The sequence below is a fragment of the Demequina sediminis genome (assembly GCF_030296675.1).
GTDB lineage: Bacteria > Actinomycetota > Actinomycetes > Actinomycetales > Demequinaceae > Demequina > Demequina sediminis.
Map to the genome: position 1 here is coordinate 354,023 of NZ_AP027736.1, position 17,271 is coordinate 371,293.

The 17,271-nt window shown below is 72.4% G+C and carries 17 protein-coding genes and 2 pseudogenes; 9 read left to right on the forward strand and 10 right to left on the reverse strand.

Going from position 1 to position 17,271, the window contains the following annotated elements; genetic code table 11:
- Window positions 1-4: 4 nt before the first annotated feature.
- From QUE44_RS01865 to QUE44_RS01875, 3 genes are read right to left on the reverse strand one after another with little or no spacing between them, the layout of a single operon-like run.
- Entirely contained in the window at window positions 5-637 is a 633-nt protein-coding gene (locus tag QUE44_RS01865; RefSeq protein WP_286215572.1) for a CE1759 family FMN reductase, read from the reverse strand.
- On the reverse strand, window positions 634-1,143 hold the full coding sequence (locus tag QUE44_RS01870) for a MarR family winged helix-turn-helix transcriptional regulator (protein WP_286215573.1): 510 nt from the start codon (window positions 1,141-1,143) through the stop codon (window positions 634-636). The genes QUE44_RS01865 and QUE44_RS01870 overlap by 4 nt, the downstream gene beginning before the upstream one ends.
- Window positions 1,144-1,153: 10 nt before the next feature.
- Complete coding sequence (locus QUE44_RS01875) at window positions 1,154-2,341, reverse strand: LLM class flavin-dependent oxidoreductase (RefSeq protein WP_286215574.1); 1,188 nt, start codon at window positions 2,339-2,341, stop codon at window positions 1,154-1,156.
- A gap of 192 nt (window positions 2,342-2,533) precedes the next feature.
- Here QUE44_RS01875 and QUE44_RS01880 point away from each other — a divergent pair, with 192 nt between their 5' ends.
- The 3 genes and pseudogenes from QUE44_RS01880 to QUE44_RS13880 all read left to right on the forward strand — a co-directional run bounded on the left by QUE44_RS01880 (window position 2,534) and on the right by QUE44_RS13880 (window position 4,523).
- Window positions 2,534-2,887: an ArsR/SmtB family transcription factor gene (locus QUE44_RS01880; RefSeq protein WP_286215576.1), complete on the forward strand. Its 354-nt coding sequence runs from the start codon at window positions 2,534-2,536 to the stop codon at window positions 2,885-2,887.
- A pseudogene (locus QUE44_RS01885) lies at window positions 2,884-3,989 on the forward strand (SulP family inorganic anion transporter); the annotation flags it as partial. The gene QUE44_RS01880 and the pseudogene QUE44_RS01885, both read left to right, overlap by 4 nt.
- Before the next feature lie 108 nt (window positions 3,990-4,097).
- Entirely contained in the window at window positions 4,098-4,523 is a 426-nt protein-coding gene (locus QUE44_RS13880; protein WP_350226916.1) for a sodium-independent anion transporter, read from the forward strand.
- A 4-nt stretch (window positions 4,524-4,527) separates the two neighbouring features.
- Here the strand turns inward: QUE44_RS13880 and QUE44_RS01890 are convergent, their stop codons facing one another.
- From QUE44_RS01890 to QUE44_RS01900, 3 genes are read right to left on the reverse strand one after another with little or no spacing between them, the layout of a single operon-like run.
- A complete protein-coding gene (locus QUE44_RS01890) occupies window positions 4,528-5,748 on the reverse strand; it encodes an MFS transporter (RefSeq protein WP_286215577.1) in 1,221 nt (406 codons plus the stop codon).
- An 8-nt stretch (window positions 5,749-5,756) separates the two neighbouring features.
- Window positions 5,757-7,001: an MFS transporter gene (locus tag QUE44_RS01895; RefSeq protein WP_286215579.1), complete on the reverse strand. Its 1,245-nt coding sequence runs from the start codon at window positions 6,999-7,001 to the stop codon at window positions 5,757-5,759.
- Window positions 6,998-9,238 carry a glycoside hydrolase family 3 N-terminal domain-containing protein gene (locus tag QUE44_RS01900; RefSeq protein WP_286215580.1) on the reverse strand — a complete coding sequence of 747 codons (2,241 nt, stop codon included), beginning with the start codon at window positions 9,236-9,238 and terminating at the stop codon, window positions 6,998-7,000. Before QUE44_RS01900 ends, QUE44_RS01895 begins: the two co-directional genes overlap by 4 nt.
- A gap of 120 nt (window positions 9,239-9,358) precedes the next feature.
- Between QUE44_RS01900 and QUE44_RS01905 the strand changes: the two genes are divergently transcribed.
- The 3 genes from QUE44_RS01905 (at window position 9,359) to QUE44_RS01915 (ending at window position 11,423) form a co-directional block, all read left to right on the forward strand.
- On the forward strand, window positions 9,359-9,943 hold the full coding sequence (locus QUE44_RS01905; RefSeq protein ID WP_286215581.1) for a TetR/AcrR family transcriptional regulator: 585 nt from the start codon (window positions 9,359-9,361) through the stop codon (window positions 9,941-9,943).
- A gap of 172 nt (window positions 9,944-10,115) precedes the next feature.
- Window positions 10,116-10,700 (forward strand): DoxX family protein, encoded by a 585-nt coding sequence (locus tag QUE44_RS01910; RefSeq protein ID WP_286215582.1) that lies wholly within the window; start codon window positions 10,116-10,118, stop codon window positions 10,698-10,700.
- Window positions 10,701-10,877: 177 nt separating this feature from the next.
- Window positions 10,878-11,423 carry a hypothetical protein gene (locus tag QUE44_RS01915; RefSeq protein ID WP_286215583.1) on the forward strand — a complete coding sequence of 182 codons (546 nt, stop codon included), beginning with the start codon at window positions 10,878-10,880 and terminating at the stop codon, window positions 11,421-11,423.
- On the opposite strand, the gene QUE44_RS01920 is transcribed toward QUE44_RS01915, so the two are convergent.
- The 4 genes and pseudogenes from QUE44_RS01920 to QUE44_RS13890 form a co-directional block, all read right to left on the reverse strand.
- Window positions 11,420-12,259: an SGNH/GDSL hydrolase family protein gene (locus QUE44_RS01920; protein ID WP_286215585.1), complete on the reverse strand. Its 840-nt coding sequence runs from the start codon at window positions 12,257-12,259 to the stop codon at window positions 11,420-11,422. The genes QUE44_RS01915 and QUE44_RS01920 overlap by 4 nt on opposite strands.
- Before the next feature lie 10 nt (window positions 12,260-12,269).
- Entirely contained in the window at window positions 12,270-13,394 is a 1,125-nt protein-coding gene (locus tag QUE44_RS01925; RefSeq protein WP_286215586.1) for a glycosyltransferase, read from the reverse strand.
- Complete coding sequence (locus tag QUE44_RS13885; RefSeq protein WP_350226869.1) at window positions 13,391-14,020, reverse strand: glycosyltransferase; 630 nt, start codon at window positions 14,018-14,020, stop codon at window positions 13,391-13,393. The genes QUE44_RS01925 and QUE44_RS13885 overlap by 4 nt, the downstream gene beginning before the upstream one ends.
- Before the next feature lie 32 nt (window positions 14,021-14,052).
- Window positions 14,053-14,721, reverse strand: a pseudogene (locus tag QUE44_RS13890) (glycosyltransferase); the annotation flags it as partial.
- On the opposite strand from QUE44_RS13890, the gene QUE44_RS01935 reads away from it, so the two are divergent.
- Genes QUE44_RS01935 through QUE44_RS01945 form a run of 3 tightly spaced genes read left to right on the forward strand, consistent with a single transcriptional unit; the run spans window position 14,676 to window position 17,232 of the window.
- Window positions 14,676-15,326 carry a copper resistance CopC family protein gene (locus tag QUE44_RS01935; RefSeq protein ID WP_286215587.1) on the forward strand — a complete coding sequence of 217 codons (651 nt, stop codon included), beginning with the start codon at window positions 14,676-14,678 and terminating at the stop codon, window positions 15,324-15,326. The pseudogene QUE44_RS13890 and the gene QUE44_RS01935 overlap by 46 nt on opposite strands.
- Window positions 15,327-15,337: 11 nt before the next feature.
- Window positions 15,338-16,021 carry a metal-dependent transcriptional regulator gene (locus tag QUE44_RS01940; protein WP_286215588.1) on the forward strand — a complete coding sequence of 228 codons (684 nt, stop codon included), beginning with the start codon at window positions 15,338-15,340 and terminating at the stop codon, window positions 16,019-16,021.
- The gene (locus tag QUE44_RS01945) at window positions 16,018-17,232 is read left to right on the forward strand and encodes an MFS transporter (protein WP_286215589.1); all 1,215 of its coding nucleotides are present in this window, start codon (window positions 16,018-16,020) and stop codon (window positions 17,230-17,232) included. Before QUE44_RS01940 ends, QUE44_RS01945 begins: the two co-directional genes overlap by 4 nt.
- Window positions 17,233-17,271 lie beyond the last annotated feature (39 nt).

Genomic DNA, 17,271 nt, shown 5'->3' on the forward strand with positions numbered 1-17,271 from the left:
TTCATCATGTCGGAGTCGAGCGAGATGTCGAGCTCGGTGCCCCCGCGGAGCCGTACGTGTGCTGGTAGGCGCCCCAGGCATCGTCCCTCACGGAGCGCGCGAAGCCGGACTCCATGAGGAGGACCAGCTCGCGTGCGGCGCGGTCGATGCGTGTGCCGAGCGCGGCGTCCGTCCAGTCCTCGGTCGAGGCGAACAGGCTGGTCGGCACGGGCAGCGTGCGCAGGTAGGCGAACAGCGAGCGCATCTCCTGGTCGACCACGAGCGCGTGACGTGCCGTGCCCGCCGTCGCCGCGAGGATGACGGGCTTGCCGATCAGGAGGTCGTTGTCGAGCACCTGGAAGAAGCTCGTGAACAGCCCGGACGCGCCGGCCTTGTACACCGGCGCCGCCGCGATGATCGCGTCCGCGGCGAGCAGGGCGTCCACGGCGCGCGTGAACTTGGCGCCCAACAGCTGGTTGGACATCGCGGCCGGGAGCTCGGGCAGGAGCTCGCGCAGGTCGACGGTGGTGACGCTCACGGCGTGACCGTGCTCGCGGGCGAGGGAGGTCACGCGCTGCGTGGCGCGGTCGGCGAGCAGGCGGGTCGACGAGGGATCGGAGACGCCGGCGCTCACCACGACAAGGCGGAAGTCGGTCATGAGGGGTCCTTTGCGGGGTCGGCAAGAAGCTTGAGGGAGAGGGACTCGAGGAGTAGTAGCTCGTCGTCGGTGAGCCGGGAGGTGAGCGCCGCGGCGACCGCTGCGCCGTGGCCGCGGCCCACGCGACGCTGGACGGCACGCCCGGCATCGGTGAGCGACAGGTGGGCGGCGCGGGCGTCGGACGGATCCGCGCACCGCGCCACCAGCCCGCGCTCGACCAGCCGGTCCACCAGGCGGGACAGTCCCGGCTGGCTGAGCACCACGTGCCTGCCCAGGTCGCCCAGGCGCTGCGGGGTGTCGCACTTGGAGAGCGTGTAGAGGACGTCGTATTCGCGCATCGACAGGTCCTCCCACACGTCGTCCGCCGCGAACTGGCGCATGAGCGTCCCGTGTGCGCCGAGCGCGGCCTCCCACGCGTCGTTGGCCAGGCGCGTGCGGCCCCGAGTGGGGGCCGCGTCCCGGGTGGGGGCCGCGTCCCGAGCGGGTGTCGCGAGCGAGGTGGTCATGACGTGCTCCCTAGAGGCTCGGGTACGCGGAGACCTCGGTCTCCGAGTCCTGGTACGGCGAGCCGCCCGTGACGTTGTCGCCGCGGTTGGCGTTGGGGCGCGGCTGGCGCGGCTCGGCGTCGCCGTACTTGGCGCGCACCAGGTCCGCGTGCGACGGCGGGTTCGACGGGGCCTCGGGGTCGCGACGCGCCTCGAGCTCCGCGCGCAGCACCGGCACCACGTGCTCGCCCAGCAGGTCGAGCTGCTCGAGGACGGTCTTGACGGGCAGGCCCGCGTGGTCGACCAGGAACAGCTGGCGCTGGTAGTCCCCGAAGGCGTCGCGGAAGGTCAGCGTCTTGTCGATGACTTCCTGCGGGCTGCCGACGCTCAGCGGCGTCATCTCCTCGAAGTCCTCCATCGTGGGGCCGTGGCCGTAGACGGGGGCCTCGTTGAAGTACGGGCGGAACTGGTCGTGGGCGTCCTGCGAGTTCTTCGCGATGAAGGCCTGACCGCCGAGCCCCACGATCGCCTGCTTGCGCGTGCCGTGGCCGTAGTGCTCGAAGCGCTGGCGGTAGAACGTGATGAGGCGCTTGTAGTGCTCCTTGGGCCAGAAGATGTTGTTCGCGAAGTAGCCGTTGCCGTAGAACGCGGCCTGCTCGGCGATCTCGGGGGTGCGGATCGAGCCGTGCCACACGAACGGCGGGACGTCGTCCAGCGGACGCGGCGTCGAGGTGAAGCCCTGCAGCGACGTGCGGAACTGGCCCTCCCAGTCGACCACGTCCTCGCGCCACAGGCGGTGGAGCAGGTTGTAGTTCTCGAGCGCGAGCGGCAGGCCCTGGCGGATGTCCTGGCCGAACCACGGGTACACGGGCGCGGTGTTGCCGCGGCCCAGCATGAGGTCCATGCGTCCCTTGGTGAGGTGCTGGAGCATCGCGTACTCCTCGGCGAGGCGCACCGGGTCGTTGGTCGTGATGAGCGTGGTGCTCGTGGTGACCGTGAGCTTCTCGGTGAGCGCGCCGATGTGGCTCAGCAGCGTCGTGGGCGAGGAGCTGAAGAACGGCGGGTTGTGGTGCTCGCCGATCGCGAAGACGTCGAGGCCCACCTCCTCCGCGTGGACCGCGATCTTCACGATCGCGTCGATGCGCTCCGCCTCCGAGGGCGTGTAGCCGCTGACCGGGTCACGCGTGATGTCCGAGACGGACATGATGCCGAACTGCATGGTGTGCCTCCTGGGGATCCGTTCGGCTCGGGGGAGCCGCTGCTGGCGATTATATGCGTACGCATGTAATAACGCGAGGGGGCGGGTTTCATTCCCCGCGGGCGCGGGGCCGGCAGGGGGACGATGCCGGGGATGGGTGGTCGGGACGTCGGGCCCGGGCCTTGCTGCTGGCTGACTTGATAAAGTCATCATATGGAAACCGGACGGCCGCTCAACGAGGTCAAGGCGGACCTCTTCAAGGGTCTCGCTCATCCCGTGCGCATCAGGGTGCTCGAGCTGCTCGCCGAGTCGCCCGAGCGCACGGTGGCCGACCTCCTCGCTCACACCGGACTCGAGGCCTCGCACCTTTCTCAGCACCTCCGGGTGCTGAGGGGTTACGGGCTGGTCGCGTCCGAGCGGCGCGCGTCGAGCGTGTCGTATCGGCTCGCGCACGCCTCGGTCGCGGACCTCCTCGACGCGGCACGGCTGCTCCTGGGTGACGTGCTCGCGGAGCGTCGCGCGCTCGCGGACCTTCACGACGCCCACCTCGACGCCGCTCGCTCATGACCGCGGTCGGATGGCGTGCGCTGCTGCCGTCGCGCGCGGACTACGCGGGGCTGCGAGGATCCTGGCGCGCCGATCTCCTGGCGGGAGTGACGGTCGGAATCGTGGCGCTTCCCCTCGCGCTCGCCTTCGGGGTGTCCTCGGGTGCGGGCGCGGAGGCGGGACTCGTCACGGCGATCGTCGCGGGCGTCGTCGCAGCCGTCTTTGGCGGCTCGCCGGTCCAGGTGTCCGGGCCCACCGGCGCGATGGTCGTGGTGCTCGCGCCCGTGCTCGCGGCGCGAGGCGCGACTGCGCTCGCGCTCGTGACCGTGCTCGCGGGTGTCATGGTGATCGCGCTCGGCGTGTCGCGGCTGGGCCGGCTCGTGGGCCTCATCCCGTGGCCCGTCCTCGAGGGCTTCACGCTCGGCATCGCGATCATCATCTTCCTGCAGCAGGTGCCCGCGGCGATCGGGGTTCCGGCCGGCGGTCACGGCTCCAACGCGGCGGCGGCCGCGGTCGATGCGCTGCTCGACGCGCGCGTCGAGACGGCCTGGCCCGCGCTCGCGATGGCGGCCGCCGTCGCTGCCATCATGGTCGTGATGCCGCGCCTCACTCGTGCGGTGCCGGGGTCGATCGTTGCGGTCGTGGTGGTGTCGGTCGCCGCGGTGACCGCGGACGCCGCGGGCCTCTTCGCCGCCCCCGTCCCGAGCATCGGCGCACTGCCCGCGGGACTCCCCGCGCCCGGCCTCGCGCTCCCGACCCTCGCGGAGGTGACGTCCTTGCTGGCGCCCGCCGCGACCATCGCGGCGCTCGCGGCGATCGAGTCGCTGCTCTCGGCGCGCGTGGCCGCGTCCCAGACCGGGGGCGGCTACGACGCGGATCGCGAGCTCGTGGGTCAGGGGCTCGCCTCAGTCGCAGCCGGACTGTTCGGGGGCATGCCCGCGACCGGGGCGATCGCGCGGACCGCGGTCAACGTCCGGGCGGGGCGCGCACGCGGCTCGCGGCCGTGGTGCACGGCGTGGTGCTGCTCGCGGTGGTGGCGGTCGCGTCCGGCGTGGTGTCGCGGATTCCGCTTGCCGTGCTCGCGGGGGTGCTCATGGTGACGGCCATCTCGATGGTGCACCGGCGCACGGTCGCGGCCGTGATGCGGGGCTCGCGGCAGGGTGCGGTGGTGTTCGTCCTCACCGCGATCATCACGGTGAGCGTGGACCTCATCTATGCGGTCGGAATCGGGATGGCCGTGGCGGCCTTCCTCGCGCTGCGCGCGGTGTCGAACTCGGCGGGCGTGCACCGGGAGGAGCTGCCCGGCGGCGCGCACGCCGGCGACGAGTGGATCGCGTTGCTCCGCCTCGACGGGGCGCTGTTCTTCGGCGCGGCCGAGCGCGTGCTCGAGCGCGTGTCGCGCGTCGAGGGCGCGCGCGTGGTGATCCTGCGCATGTCGCAGGTCGACCTGCTCGACGCGACCGGCGCGCAGCTGCTGGCCGAGGTCATCGCGAGCCTGCGCCGCCAGGGCGTGACGGTGCTGCTCAAGGGGATCCGGCCCGAGCATCGGCGCGTGCTGCTCCATGCGGGCGCGCTCGAGGAGCCGCGCGTGGGGGAGACAGTGTTCGAGACGCTCGACGGCGCGGTGGCGCGGGCCAGGGAACTGGTCGCGGGCTGAGGAGTCACCTGGAGGGTGCCGGAACCCGGCGGCCCTCCATCGCACCCGCGAGCGCCACGACCAAGAGTCCGAAGACCGGCACGAGGGTGAGTCCCACCCGGAGGCTGGTCGCGTCGGCGATCGCGCCGACCACCGGCGGCGAGAGCAGGAACGCGAGGCGCAGGAGCCACGACAGCATGGTGAGTCCGGTGCCTGCACGTAGCCCCGGCAGGCGGTCCGCAGCGTGCATCGCGCCGGGAATGAGCGTGGCGATGCCGAAGCCCGCCGCGCCGAATCCCAGCACGGTGCCCCACGAGGTGGGAATCGCGAGCGCGAGCCCCATGCCGACCGCGACGAGCGCGCCGCCCCAGCGGGCCACCGCGCGCTGGCCCCAGCGGTCGACCATGCGGTCGCCGAGGAGGCGCCCCACGAACTGGAAGCCCTGGAGAGAGACGAAGGCGAGGGCGGCGAACGTCGCGCCCGCGAGGAGCTCGTCGCGCAGGTAGATCGCGGACCACGTGGCCGCGGCGTCCTCGGCCCAGCCGCCCGCGAGCGCGATGACCGTGAGCGCGCCGAGCAGGCCCCACGTGCGCACCGGGATGCGCCGCAGGGGCACGTGCTGAGGATGGGGGAGTGCGGTCTCGTCGGCGCCCTCTTCGCCCGCGTGCTGCGGTTCGGGGCCCGCGAGCAGCATCGGATACGCGACGGCATTTGCCGCGAGGACCAGCACCAGCCCACCGAGGAACTGCCACGGCACCGCGACCCCAAGCCCGGCAGAGAGGCCGCCGATGAGGCCGCCCGCGACAGCGCCGATCGACCACAGCGCGTGGAACGCGTTGAGGATCGATCGCCCGTAGAGCCGCTGCACTCGCAGGCCGTGCGCGTTCTGCGCGACGTCGACCCACGCGTCAGTCACGCCCACCACGAACAGCGCCGCGCCGAAGGTCCACACGTTGGGCGCGAGGCCCGCGGCGAGCATGGCGGCCGCCGAGAAGACCATCGTCACGGTCGCGACCCGCGACGACCGGAAGCGCCGGATCATCGCGGCCGCCGTGAGGCCGAGCGCGAGCGCCCCGATCGGCCACATCGCCATCGCGATGCCGAGCGTCCCGTAGGAGACGCCCAGCTGGTCGCGCAGCTCGGGCACGCGCGGGGCGAATCCGCCCAGCACGATTCCGTTGGTGAAGAAGATGATCGAGACGCCCACGCGCGCGCGGCGCAGGTGGACCGGAACGGCGGTCGACACGGTTTCTCCTACATCGGGCCGGAGGGCGGGTTCATGGGCAGGCTGGGCTCGAGGCGGTCCGCCGCGCGGCGCGTCGAGAGCGCCCCGGCGAGCGCCACGATGAGCAACCCGGCCGCGGTGACCAGCAGCAGGCCCACGCGCAGGCTCGAGGCGTCCGCGATGGCCCCCACGACCACGGGCGACAGCATGAAGCCCAGCCGCAGCGCCCAGCTGAGGATCGCGAGTCCGGTGCCGGCCCGGAAGCCGGGGAGCTCGTCGGCCGCGTGCATCGCCACCGGAATCGTGGCGGCGACGCCCAGGCCCGCAAGGCCGAAGCCGACGATCGTGAGGGGCACGGAGGGCCACGCGAGCGCGACGCCCATCCCGACGGCCGTGATCGCGCCGCCCACACGGATGACGAGTCGCGCGCCGTAGCGGTCGATGAGCCGGTCGCCCACGAGCCGGCCCACGAAGTGCATCGCCATGAGCGCGACGAAACCGAGCGAGGCGAGCGTGGGCCCGGCCAGGAGCTCGTCCTGGAGGTAGCTCGCGGACCACGAGATGCCGGCATCCTCGACCCACGCGCCCGCGATCGCGATGAGTCCCAGCAGCGCGAGCGCGAGCCACGTGCGCGCGGACACCTTGGGGAAGGCGCGCGCGTGGGCGTCGCTCGCGGCGGCAGGCTGGGGATCGGCGCCCTTGAGGAGCAAGCGCGCGCAGCCGAGGTTGATGATCACGACGATGACCGCGACCACGCCCAGGTGGGTCGCGACCGGGATCCCGAGCCCGGCCGCGGCGCCGCCCATGAGTCCGCCGACCGCCGCTCCCACGCTCCACATGCCGTGGAACGCGTTGAGGATCGACCGGCCGTACTCGCGCTGGACGCGCAGCCCGTGGGCGTTCTGGGCGACGTCGACGATCGAGTCGATCGCCCCCACCGCGAACAGCACGGCGGCGAACACGATGCCGTGGGGCGCGAGGCCCACGAGGAATGCCGCGATGCCCATCGCGATCATGGTGGTCACGCCGACCATGCGCGAGGAGTAGCGGCGGATGATCGCGGCGGCCGTGAGGCCCACGACGAGCGCGCCGAAGCCGCTGAACGTCAGCGCGATCCCGAACTCGCCGTAGCTGAGCCCGATCGTGCGCCTGATCTCGGGATAGCGCGGCGCGAGGTTGGCCCAGATGAGCCCGTTGGTCATGAACAGCAGCGTCACGCCCAGGCGCGCGCGCCTGAGCTCGGGCGTCACCGCCGCGGCGGAGGTCACGCTCACGCGGTGACCTCGAGGTCACCGACCAGGAGGTCCGCGAGGCGCGAGGACGGGCCCACGAGCACCTGGAAGGCTCCCGGCTCGACCACGCGCTCGCCGCGCGCGGTGACGATGCTGCACGCCGCGACGGGGATGCGCACCGTCGCGTCGACCGACGCTCCGGGGGCGACCTCGACCTGCGTGAAGCCCTTGAGTTCGCGGTCCGCCCAGGTGGCCGAGCTGGTGACGTCGCGGATGTATGCCTGCACCGTCTCGAGCATAGGGCGAGCGCCGGTGTTGGTGAGCGTCACGGTCGCCTCGATCTCGCCGTCGAGGCCCAGCGTCGACTCCGCGAGGCGCAGGTTCGCGAACTCGATCGTGGAGTACGAGCGGCCCTCGCCGAAGACCCAGCGCGGCTCCTGCGTGAGGTCCGCGTAGCGGTAGCCGTGCTGCGCGTCGATCTGGTTGTAGAACGTGGGCTGCTGGCCCACGTGACGCGGCCACGAGATCGGCAGCCGGCCGCTGGGCTCGATCGCGCCGAACACGAGCTCCGCGACGGCGGTGCCTCCGGCCATGCCGGGGTTGGCCGCCCACACGATCGCGGCGGCGCGCTCGGCGGACGCGGGCAGCACGTGCGGCTTCGACGCGAGGATCACGAGCACCACCGGCGTGCCCGTCTCGACCAGCGCATCGAGCAGCGCGACCTGGCCGCCCAGCAGCTCGAGGGTCGCGGTGGACTTGCCCTCGCCCACGAGCTCGATGCGATCGCCCAGCACGGCGACCACGGCATCGGCCCCTCGCGCCACCTCGACGGCCTCCGCGATCATGGCCTCGTCGGGCCCCACGGGGAACGCGATGTGGGGGCGCGGCTGGCCGTCGGGGAAGAACGCGCCCTTGGGGTCGGGGCCGGTCGTGATGATCTCGGCGCCGCGCGCGTACGTCACCTCGGAGCCGGCGGGCGCGAGAGCGCGCAGCCCGTCGAGCACGGTGGTGATCATCTCGCGGGGGTGGCCCTCGGTGAGCCAGTCCGCCTGGCCCGATGCGCCCGCCCAGTCGCCCAGCGTGGTGTGCTCGTCGTCGGCGTTGGGGCCCACGACCGCGAGGCGCAGCGGGCGGTCGGCGGGCAGGGGCAGCGTGCCGTCGTTCTCGAGCAGCACGAGCGAGCGGCGCGCGACCTCGAGATTGAGGGCACGATGCGCGGGGCTCGCGATCACCTCGGCCTGACGCGCGGTGTCGGCGAAGCGGGGGTCCTCGAACAGGCCGAGGTCGAACTTCAGGGTGAGGATGCGCGCGACGGCCTGGTCGATCCGCGACTCCTCGAGCAGACCCTGCGCGACCGCCTCCTGCGCGCCCTCGAAGAACGCGGGCGTGGTCATGATCATGTCGTTGCCCGCGTTGACGGCGGCTGCGGCCGCCTGCGCGTAGTCGGGGAACAGGCGCTGCTCGCGCACCAGGTTGCCCACGTTGTCCCAGTCGGTGATGAGGGTTCCCGTGTAGCCCCACTCGTCGCGCAGGACGTCGTTCAGCAGCCACTCGTTGATCGTGATCGGCACGCCATCCGTCGACTGGTAGCCCAGCATGAAGGTCGCGCAGCCCGCGCGCGCCATGCGCTCGAACGGCGGCAGGTACCACGAGCGCAGCTTGCGCCGCGAGATGTCGGCCTCCGACGCGTCGCGGCCGCCCTGGGTCTCGGAGTAGCCCGCGAAGTGCTTCGCGGTCGCAAGGATCGCGGTGCGGTCGCCCAGGCCCTCACCCTGGTAGCCGCGCACCATCGCGGCACCCAGCTCGCCCAGCAGGTACGGGTCCTCGCCGAAGGTCTCCGACACGCGCCCCCAGCGCAGGTCGCGCGCGATGCACAGCACGGGGGAGAAGGTCCAGTGAATGCCGGTCGCTGCCACCTCGACCGCGGTGGCCCTCGCGACCCGCTCGAGCAGGTCGGGGTCGAACGTCGCGGCCATGCCCAACTGGGTCGGGTAGATCTCCGCGCCCTTGAAGAACGAGTGGCCGTGGATGCAGTCCTCGCCGATCAGCAGGGGGATGCGCAGCCGGGTCTGCTCGACCAGCGCATGCGCCTGCTCGAGGCGCTCGGGGGAGGCGTGCAGGATCGAGCCCACGTGCAGCTTCTCGATGAGGTGGGGGACGCCGTCATAGGTGTGCATCTGCATCATCTGCCCCACCTTCTCGGGCAGCGTCATGCGGTCCAGCAGGTCCGCGACGCGCTCGGACGTGGGGAGGGTGGGGTCGAGGTAGGCGGCGGTCACGCTGGTTCCTTGTCTCACGGCGGTGGAAGAGGGGTGGTACTTTCCTCAAGTTCTACCACATGGTAAAACAGTTCTCGAAACGATGCGACGGGCGGCCGATGCGGCGCCGAGGAGGGTGAGATGGTGGCGGCTCGCGAGTTGTCGGACAAGGGCGCCGAGACTCGCACGCTCATCCTCGACACGGCGATGGAGCTGTTCGCGACCCAGGGCTACCTGGGGACCTCGGTGCGCGAGGTCGCGGCCCGCTGCGGGCTCACGCATCCGGCCCTCATCTATCACTTTCCCGCGAAGGCCGACCTCCTGATGGAGGTGCTGCGCCGGCGCGACGACACCGAGGGCCGCGAGGTGCACCTCGATGATCTGCGCGGCACGGAGGTGCTCGATCACCTGGTCGAGACGGCGCGGCGAAATGCCGGCCGGCGCGGGATCGTCGAGCTGTACGCGACGCTGTCGGCCGAGGCCTCCACGCGGGCCCACCCCGCTCACGACTACTTTGTCGAGCGCTACGAGGGGCTGCGCGACCGGCTCACCCGCGCCTACGCGCAGGCCGTCGAGGACGGGCGGATGCGGGCCGGGATCGAGCCGACCGTGGCCGCGACGCAGGTGATCGCGCTCATGGACGGCCTCCAGGTGCAATGGCTCCTCGACCCGAGCGTCGACATGGTCGGCGCACTGGCCGCCCACCTCGCAAGCCAGCGGGCGTGACCGGGCGGGCGCGGCATCGTCCCTCGTCAGGGGTTGTTTTGCGACAGGTGGACAACTGTTTCGAAAGGTCGGGACCGAGGTCCCGTGAGAGGTAGGTGATGCGTCAATAGTCTCGTTCCCACGTGCTATCCCCAGCACGGAGGGCCCCCGGCCCATCCAAAGGAGCAGACTCATGGCAGACAACACTTCGACCGCGGAGCCCGCGGTCTCGACCCGCAGCAACCTCGGCTGGAAGCTGCTGAGCATCACGCGCATCGCGCTGGGCTTCTACTTCCTGTGGGCCTTCCTCGACAAGATGTTCGGGCTCGGCCGCTCGGTGTGTTCGATCAAGGATGACGCCGGCGTCATCACGGGCACCGACTACTTCTGCGACTCCGCCTGGATCAATGGCGGTCGCGTCACCGAGGGCTACCTGGTCTACGGCGGCAACCCCACCAGCCCGTTCCACGACTTCTTCGTGAACCTGGGCGGCCAGGCCTGGACCGACGTCCCGTTCATGCTCGGCCTGCTGGGCGTGGGTCTCGCGCTCATGCTCGGCATCGGCACCAAGGTGGGTGCCTGGTCCGCCGGCGCGATGCTGGTCTTCATGTACCTCACGCAGATGTGGCCCGGCACCAACCCGATCCTCGACGAGCACCTCATCTACGCCGTCGCGATCGCCGCGATCGTGCTGGTGGAGCTCGAGCGCCAGGACATCGGCCTCGGCTCGTGGTGGCGCAAGCTGGCGATCGTGAAGAAGAACGCCTGGCTCGTGTAGTTCACACGCGGACATCGGCGCCCCGGCGGGCTTCCCGCCGGGGCGCCGTGCCGTGTGACGGCATTCCCGGCGGCGGGCGTGTTTCCAGCGACGATGCGGGACCCGGGGCTACGGTGGAGGGGCGGACAACGACGTCCGTTGCGTCATCGGACCATCCCATCTCACCGGGAGGCACTCATGACCACCAGCGACACCGCCGTAGCGGCGACTCGCAGCCGAGCCGGATGGGTGCTGCTGAGCATCACCCGCATCGCGCTTGGCTTCTACTTTCTCTGGCCCTTCCTCGACAAGCTCATCGGGCTCGGCTACTCCGTGTGCCGCCAAGAGGACAACTCGATCGAGGTCATGTGTGATCGCGCATGGCTGTCGGGTGGCCACGTCACCGAGGGCTACCTCGGATCCGCGACCGGTCCGCTCGCGGACTTCTACGCCGACCTCGGCACCCAGCGGTGGACCGACTGGGTCTTCATGATCGGTCTGCTCGGCATCGGGCTCGCGCTCATGCTCGGGATCGGCACCAAGATCGCGGCGTGGGCCGCTCCCGCGATGCTGCTCATGATGTACACGTCGCATCTGTGGCCCACGACCAACCCGTTCCTCGACGATCACATCATCATGGCCCTCGCGATCCCCGCGATCGTGCTCGTCGAACTCGAACACCAATCGATCGGGCTCGGGCGGTGGTGGCGGCGCGTCGTCGGCGACCGTCGCTGGCTGATCTAGGCCTCGGCGCCCCACGCGCGGGTGGCGGCCCCGCCTCCACCCGCTCCGTGGCGGCGGGCCGTGCCGCCGCGACGGGCCACCCGGCTCGCGCGGCGCTCGGCCTGAAGCTCGCGCGCCACGACCATCGTCACCTGGGGGATGAGGTCCCTGCTGCGCTTGAGCGCCCACGGCAGCCCGTTGACCGCGAGCCACGCCGCGACGGCCGCGCGGCTCGGCGGCCGCGGCGGTGCCGGCGTGTCGTGGAGGCGCGGCCACTCGTCCTCGAGCGCGGACGCCGCGGCCCCTGCGAGGGCCCGATGCCCGAGCGGCGAGGGGTGGATGCGGTCGATGTGCCACGCGCGACGCCCCAGCGACGCGAGCAGGGTCGCGCCGTCGATCACGTCGACGTCGGTGTGCTCGACCGCGCGCGCGATCGCGGCATTCGCCTGACCGATCCGCCGGGCCATCGCCTCCGCGACCGCGCGCGGGGCGACGTCGAACAGGCCGATCCTGTCGAGAGAGACGGTGACGATCCTGCGGCCGGGACGCTCGAGACGGTCCACTGCCTCGCCCAGCGCGAGCTCGACCTCGATGGGGGAGAAGTCGCCCCTCAGCACGTCGTTGCCGCCCACCGTGAGCAGCACCACGTCCGGGCGCTCCATGAGCGCGCGCGGCACCTGGGTCGCGAGCATGTCGCGCGCCCGCGCACCATTGGCGGCCAGGTTGGTGAAGTGGGAGGCGCCCAGCGAGCGCGCGGCGAGCGCCGCCCAGCCCACGTCTCCCCGTGAGCGCTGCACGCCGTCGCCCACGCCCAGCGTGATCGAGTCGCCCAGCGCCACCACTCGGGGTCCGCTCATGCCGTCCTCCTCACCGTGTCCCCGCGAGTGCGCTCGCGTGGATCGCGCGCATCCTCGCCACCGTGGTCTCCCACGGGAAGCACTCCGCCCGGGCCCGCGCGGCGAGCCGACGCTCCCGGCCGTCCCTCGCGAGCAGCGTCTCGACGGCATCGGCGAATCCCACGGGCGTGCCCGCGGCGGCGACACCGGACTCGGCGATTACCTCGGGCAGCGCGGATGCCGCGTTGACCACGGCGGGCGTGCCCGAGGCGAGGCCCTCGAGGGCGGCGAGGCCGAACGTCTCGATGGGCCCGGGAGCGAGGAGTACGTCCGCGGTCGCGAGCAGCGACGCGAACGAGCGCCTGTCGCCCACGAATCCCAGGAAGTCGACGGGGAGGCCGCGCGCGCGGCGGCGCAGGTCGCGATCGAGCGGGCCGGCGCCAGCGACCACGAGCCGCACGGCCCGGCCGCGGCGCGTGAGCTCGCGGACCGCGTCCACGGCGAGGTCGGGCCGCTTCTCGGGGGAGAGCCGCGAGGCCATCACGAGCAGGGTCTCGCGGTCGGCGGCGAGAGCACGGCGCGCGAGGGCGCTCGCATGGCGCGGGTGGAACGTGTCGAGGTCGACCCCGAGCGGTACCGTCTCGACCGTCGCCCCTGCGCGGCGCAGCTCCTCGCCCGCGTACGACGTGGTGGCGACCAGGGTGTCGAAGCGGGAGGACAGCCCGCGCGTGTGCGCCCTCGCGAGCGGGGCGACCAGGGGCGACAGGGCGCGCGGGAGCGCGGAGGCGAGCACGCCATCGGCGCGCTCGTGGGCCGTGAAGGTCGCGACGATGCCGCGCCCGCGGGCCCACGCGCCCAACCGCGCGAGCGTGGTGCGGTCCGAGACCTCGAGCACGTCGGGGGCGAAGTCCGTGAGCGCGTCGCGCACCGCACCCACGCGGGTGATGACGCGATAGCCGCCCGATCCTGGCAACACGGGGCTGTGGAGCGTGACGACGCGACCGTGGGCGGTGAGCGTGTCCGAGTCCTCGTCTCCCGGCACGATCAGCAGTACCGTGTCGCCGCAGTCCTGGTAGCCGCGGCCCAGCGCGCGCAGCGCGGTGCGTAGCCCGCCCGAGCGTGGGCCGTAGAAGTTGGCCACCTGCGCGATTCTCATCGCGTCGCCGTTCCTGTGGTCGTGCCCGACGTTGCGCGCGCCGCGATCGCGGACTCGTAGTGGTCGACGAGAGCCTCGCAGACCCGCGGCCACGTGCGCCCCTCGACGGAGATGCGCGCGTGAGCGCCCTGGATGAGCCGCAGGTCCGTGTCCTCGACCAGCATCGCGACCGCGGCCTCCATCCGGTCGAGCCGGCCGGGCTCGTAGAGGAAGCCGTTCGAGCCGTGGTCGATGAGGTCGATCGGGCCGCCGCGGCGCGGGGCGATCACCGGCACGCCCGAGGCCAGCGCCTCCTGGACGGACTGACCGAACGTCTCGAGCTCTCCCGGGTGCACCATGACGTCGAGGCTCGCGACCGCGCGCGCCAGTTCCCCGCCGCCCAGGAAGCCGGCGAACTCCGCAGACGGCATGAGGCGGCGCAGCCGTGCCAGCTCGGGGCCCTCGCCGATGACGACCAGCCGCACTCCCGGCAGGCGCGCGATCCGGGCGAGGTCGCCCACGCGCTTCTCGTTCGCGAGCCGGCCCACGTAGCCGACCACGACCTCGCCGCGCGGCGCCCACCTGGCGCGCAGGGCATCGTCCCGATGCGCGGGGAGAAGCGCGTGGTGTCGACGCCGCGCGGCCACAGCCGCAGCCGCTCGACGCCCATGTCCTCGAGCTGGCTCATCGCGGCGGTCGAGGGCGCGAGGGTCACGTCCGCGGCCGAGTGGATGGCGCGCACGCGGGCCCACAGCAGGGGCTCGCCCCACGGGGCGCGGTAGGCCGCGGCGTACGAGGGGACATCGGTCTGATAGATCGCGACCGTGGGCAGCCCCGCATCCGCCGCGGCCCTCACGGCCGCCCAGCCGAGCATGAATGGCGAGGCGAGGTGCACCACGTCGGGGGCGTGGGCCTCGAGGAGTCGGGTGACGCCGCGGACGCTCGACAGCGCGACGCGGACGTCGCGATAGCCGGGCCAGCCGACGGCGGGGACGTGGACCACGGGAGCGCCCGCGACGGCGTCCGGAGCACCGGGCGCCTCGGGGGCGATGATGACCGCCTCGTCGCCGCGGGCGGCGAGGTGATCGAGCACTCGCAGCAGCGAGTGGGTGACGCCGTTCGTGTGCGGCAGGAACGACTCTGCGACCAGCGCGACCTTCACGACTGCCAGTCTTCGGGCCGCGGGCGACGGCGCGGTTGCCGCGTGCTGGATGTCGCGTGACGGTCGAGTGACGGTTGGGTGACGGGGGCGCCGGTGCGCGGGGACGATGCCGTGATCGCGGGCCGTGGGAGACTTCTGGCATGCCTCACGCCCCCTCCGGACTCGTCCCCCGCGCGCTCGCGGCACTCGCGACCGTGCTGGCAGTCGCCGTGATCGCCGCCCCTCCCGCCGCGGCGCACGCGGCGCTCGTGGGCTCGACCCCCGCGGAGGGCGACACGGTCTCCACGCTGGAGAGCGTCGAGCTCGAGTTCAACGAGCAGCTGCTCGACATCGGCAACGAGGTCGCGCTCGAGGCCCCTGACGGCACCCGGACGCCGCTCGAGGTCGACGGCGAGGTCACCTCGACGCTCACCGCGATCGTGCCCGACGGCGCGGCGGGCGCGGGAACCAACCTGCTGCACTTCCGGGTGGTGTCCGCCGACGGTCACCCGATCGAGGGCACCGTGACCTTCACATACGCGCCGCCCTCGCCCAGCCCCACGCCGAGCGCGAGCGAGTCGCCCGATGCGAGCGAGGAGCCCACGCCCAGCGCGTCCCCGAGCGAGGTCGCGACCCCGACGCCGTCCGCGACCCCGAGCCCCTCCGCGACCGCGGGCGCCGCCGAAGAAGGGCAGGGCGCGAGCCTGTTGCCGTGGCTCGTCGGAGGAGCCGTGGCCGCCGCAGCCGTCACCGCAATCGCCCTCGCCGCCCGCCGCGGCGCGGATCCGAACGGCCCCGCGGGCCAGCACTAGGGAGTCGCCACGTGACCGAGCCGCAGCTCTCTCCCACCGCGGAGGACTACGTCAAGATCGTGTGGAGCGCGACCGAGTGGAGCGACTCCCGCGTCACGACCAAGCAGCTCGCGGAGCGCCTCGGCGTGTCCGCCCCGACCGTCTCGGAGAACGTCCGCAAGCTGGTGGCCGCCGGGCTGCTCGATCATCGCCCGTACGGCGCGATCACGCTCACCGCGGAGGGCGAGCGCAGGGCGCTCGACATGGTGCGCCGCCACCGCCTCATCGAGACCTTCCTGGTGACGCAGCTCGGCTACGGCTGGGATGAGGTCCACGACGAGGCCGAGGTCCTCGAGCACGCGTGCTCGCCGCGCATGATCGACGCTCTCGACCGGCTGCTGGGACATCCCACCCGCGACCCGCACGGGGACCCCATCCCGAGCGCCGCCGGGCGCATCGTCTCCCTCGACGGCACGAATCTCGCGCACGCGGCGCCCGGAGCGTGGACGGTCGCGCGGCTGTCGGACGCCGATCCGGCGGTGCTACGGGACCTCGCCGCCCTAGGATTGACGGTGGACGCCTCGATCCGGGTCATGGACCCGCCCGACCTCGAGGGCGACCGCGGAATCCTCATCGAAACCGCGGAGGCGACCACCGTCGTCGTCCCGCCCGCCACCGCGTCCGCGGTGTGGCTCGTTCCGCAAGGCATCTCATGACTTCTCTTCCCCCGGCCTCCGAGGCCGGCACCCCGCGCTGGCTGCTGCCGCGCACCGCCCACGCCGCTCACCCCGCGCTCGTGCTCGCCGGATTCGTGGTGGCGGGATTCGGGATCGGGCTGTCGCAGCAGGGCGCGTCGGGAGTGATCCTCGACCAGGTGCGCGGCCTCGACACCACGGTCGACATGATCGGCTGGACGATCGTCACGTACGCGCTGGGCGTCGTCGTGGGTGCGCCGCTGCTCATGGTGGGACTCGCGGCGTGGAATCGCCGGAGGCTGCTGCTCACGATGTCGGGGATCTTCGTGGTGACCTCGGTGGCGACGATGCTCGCTCCCACCGTCGAGTCGCTGCTGGTGATTCGCTTCTTCGCGGGCCTGCCGCACGGCGCGCTGCTAGGAACGGCCTCGTACGTGGGCATGCTCGCGCTGGGTCCCGAGCGTCGCGGACAGGTGATCGCGACCATCATGTACGGCCTCACGGCGGCCGCGGTGCTGGGAGTGCCCGGCATGCAGTGGCTGTCCGAGCTCGCCGGCTGGCGCGTGTCCTACGCCGTGGTGACCGCGGTGGGCATCGCGGGTCTCGCGCTGATGTGGGCGTACGTGCCGTCGATCGCCGGCACCGCGAGCGGTGGCTTCCGCGCCGAGCTGTCGGCGCTGCGCGGCCGCGTGCTGTGGACCGCGATCCTGACCATCACGGTGGGCTTCGCCGGCCTGGGCGCGGTGCAGTCCTACATGGTGCCCCTGCTCGAGGAGACCAACGGCTTCTCGACCGGCACGGTGACCGTGGTGCTCATGCTGTTCGGCGTGGGCATGACGATCGGCGCCTTCGTGGGCGGCAAGCTCACCGACCGCTCGGTGCTGCTCACCGCGCGCGTGGGGATCATCGGCGTCGCGGCGGCGTTGGCCGTGCTGGGCGTCGTGGGAGACAGCGGCTGGCCCGTGGTGCCCGCGCTCATGCTGCTCGGCGTCTTCATCCAGACCTTCTCGCAATCGGGGCAGGCGCACCTCATGGACGCGACCCACACGTCGCCGTCGCTAGGGGCCGCGCTGTCGCATTCCGCGCTCAACGCCGCCACGGTGGTGGGCACCGGCATGGGCGCGATCGTGATCGGGCTCGGCTGGGGATTCGTGGCGCCCGTGTGGTTTGCGCTCGGGCTGTCCGCGATCGCGGTCGTGCTGGTCTTCGTGGGTCCCGGCTACCGCCGCTGAGCGACGGTAGCCGTCAGGGACCGTCGCGCCCACTCGTTA

Bases quoted from the DNA above. Each gene is read 5' to 3' on its own strand.
- QUE44_RS01865 (WP_286215572.1), bottom strand. From the start codon at position 637: ATGACCGACTTCCGCCTTGTCGTGGTGAGCGCCGGCGTCTCCGATCCC.
- QUE44_RS01870 (WP_286215573.1), bottom strand. From the start codon at position 1,143: ATGACCACCTCGCTCGCGACACCCGCTCGGGACGCGGCCCCCACCCGG.
- QUE44_RS01875 (WP_286215574.1), bottom strand. From the start codon at position 2,341: ATGCAGTTCGGCATCATGTCCGTCTCGGACATCACGCGTGACCCGGTC.
- QUE44_RS01880 (WP_286215576.1), top strand. From the start codon at position 2,534: ATGGAAACCGGACGGCCGCTCAACGAGGTCAAGGCGGACCTCTTCAAG.
- QUE44_RS13880 (WP_350226916.1), top strand. From the start codon at position 4,098: ATGGCCGTGGCGGCCTTCCTCGCGCTGCGCGCGGTGTCGAACTCGGCG.
- QUE44_RS01905 (WP_286215581.1), top strand. From the start codon at position 9,359: ATGGTGGCGGCTCGCGAGTTGTCGGACAAGGGCGCCGAGACTCGCACG.
- QUE44_RS01910 (WP_286215582.1), top strand. From the start codon at position 10,116: ATGGCAGACAACACTTCGACCGCGGAGCCCGCGGTCTCGACCCGCAGC.
- QUE44_RS01915 (WP_286215583.1), top strand. From the start codon at position 10,878: ATGACCACCAGCGACACCGCCGTAGCGGCGACTCGCAGCCGAGCCGGA.
- QUE44_RS01920 (WP_286215585.1), bottom strand. From the start codon at position 12,259: ATGAGCGGACCCCGAGTGGTGGCGCTGGGCGACTCGATCACGCTGGGC.
- QUE44_RS01925 (WP_286215586.1), bottom strand. From the start codon at position 13,394: ATGAGAATCGCGCAGGTGGCCAACTTCTACGGCCCACGCTCGGGCGGG.
- QUE44_RS01935 (WP_286215587.1), top strand. From the start codon at position 14,676: ATGCCTCACGCCCCCTCCGGACTCGTCCCCCGCGCGCTCGCGGCACTC.
- QUE44_RS01945 (WP_286215589.1), top strand. From the start codon at position 16,018: ATGACTTCTCTTCCCCCGGCCTCCGAGGCCGGCACCCCGCGCTGGCTG.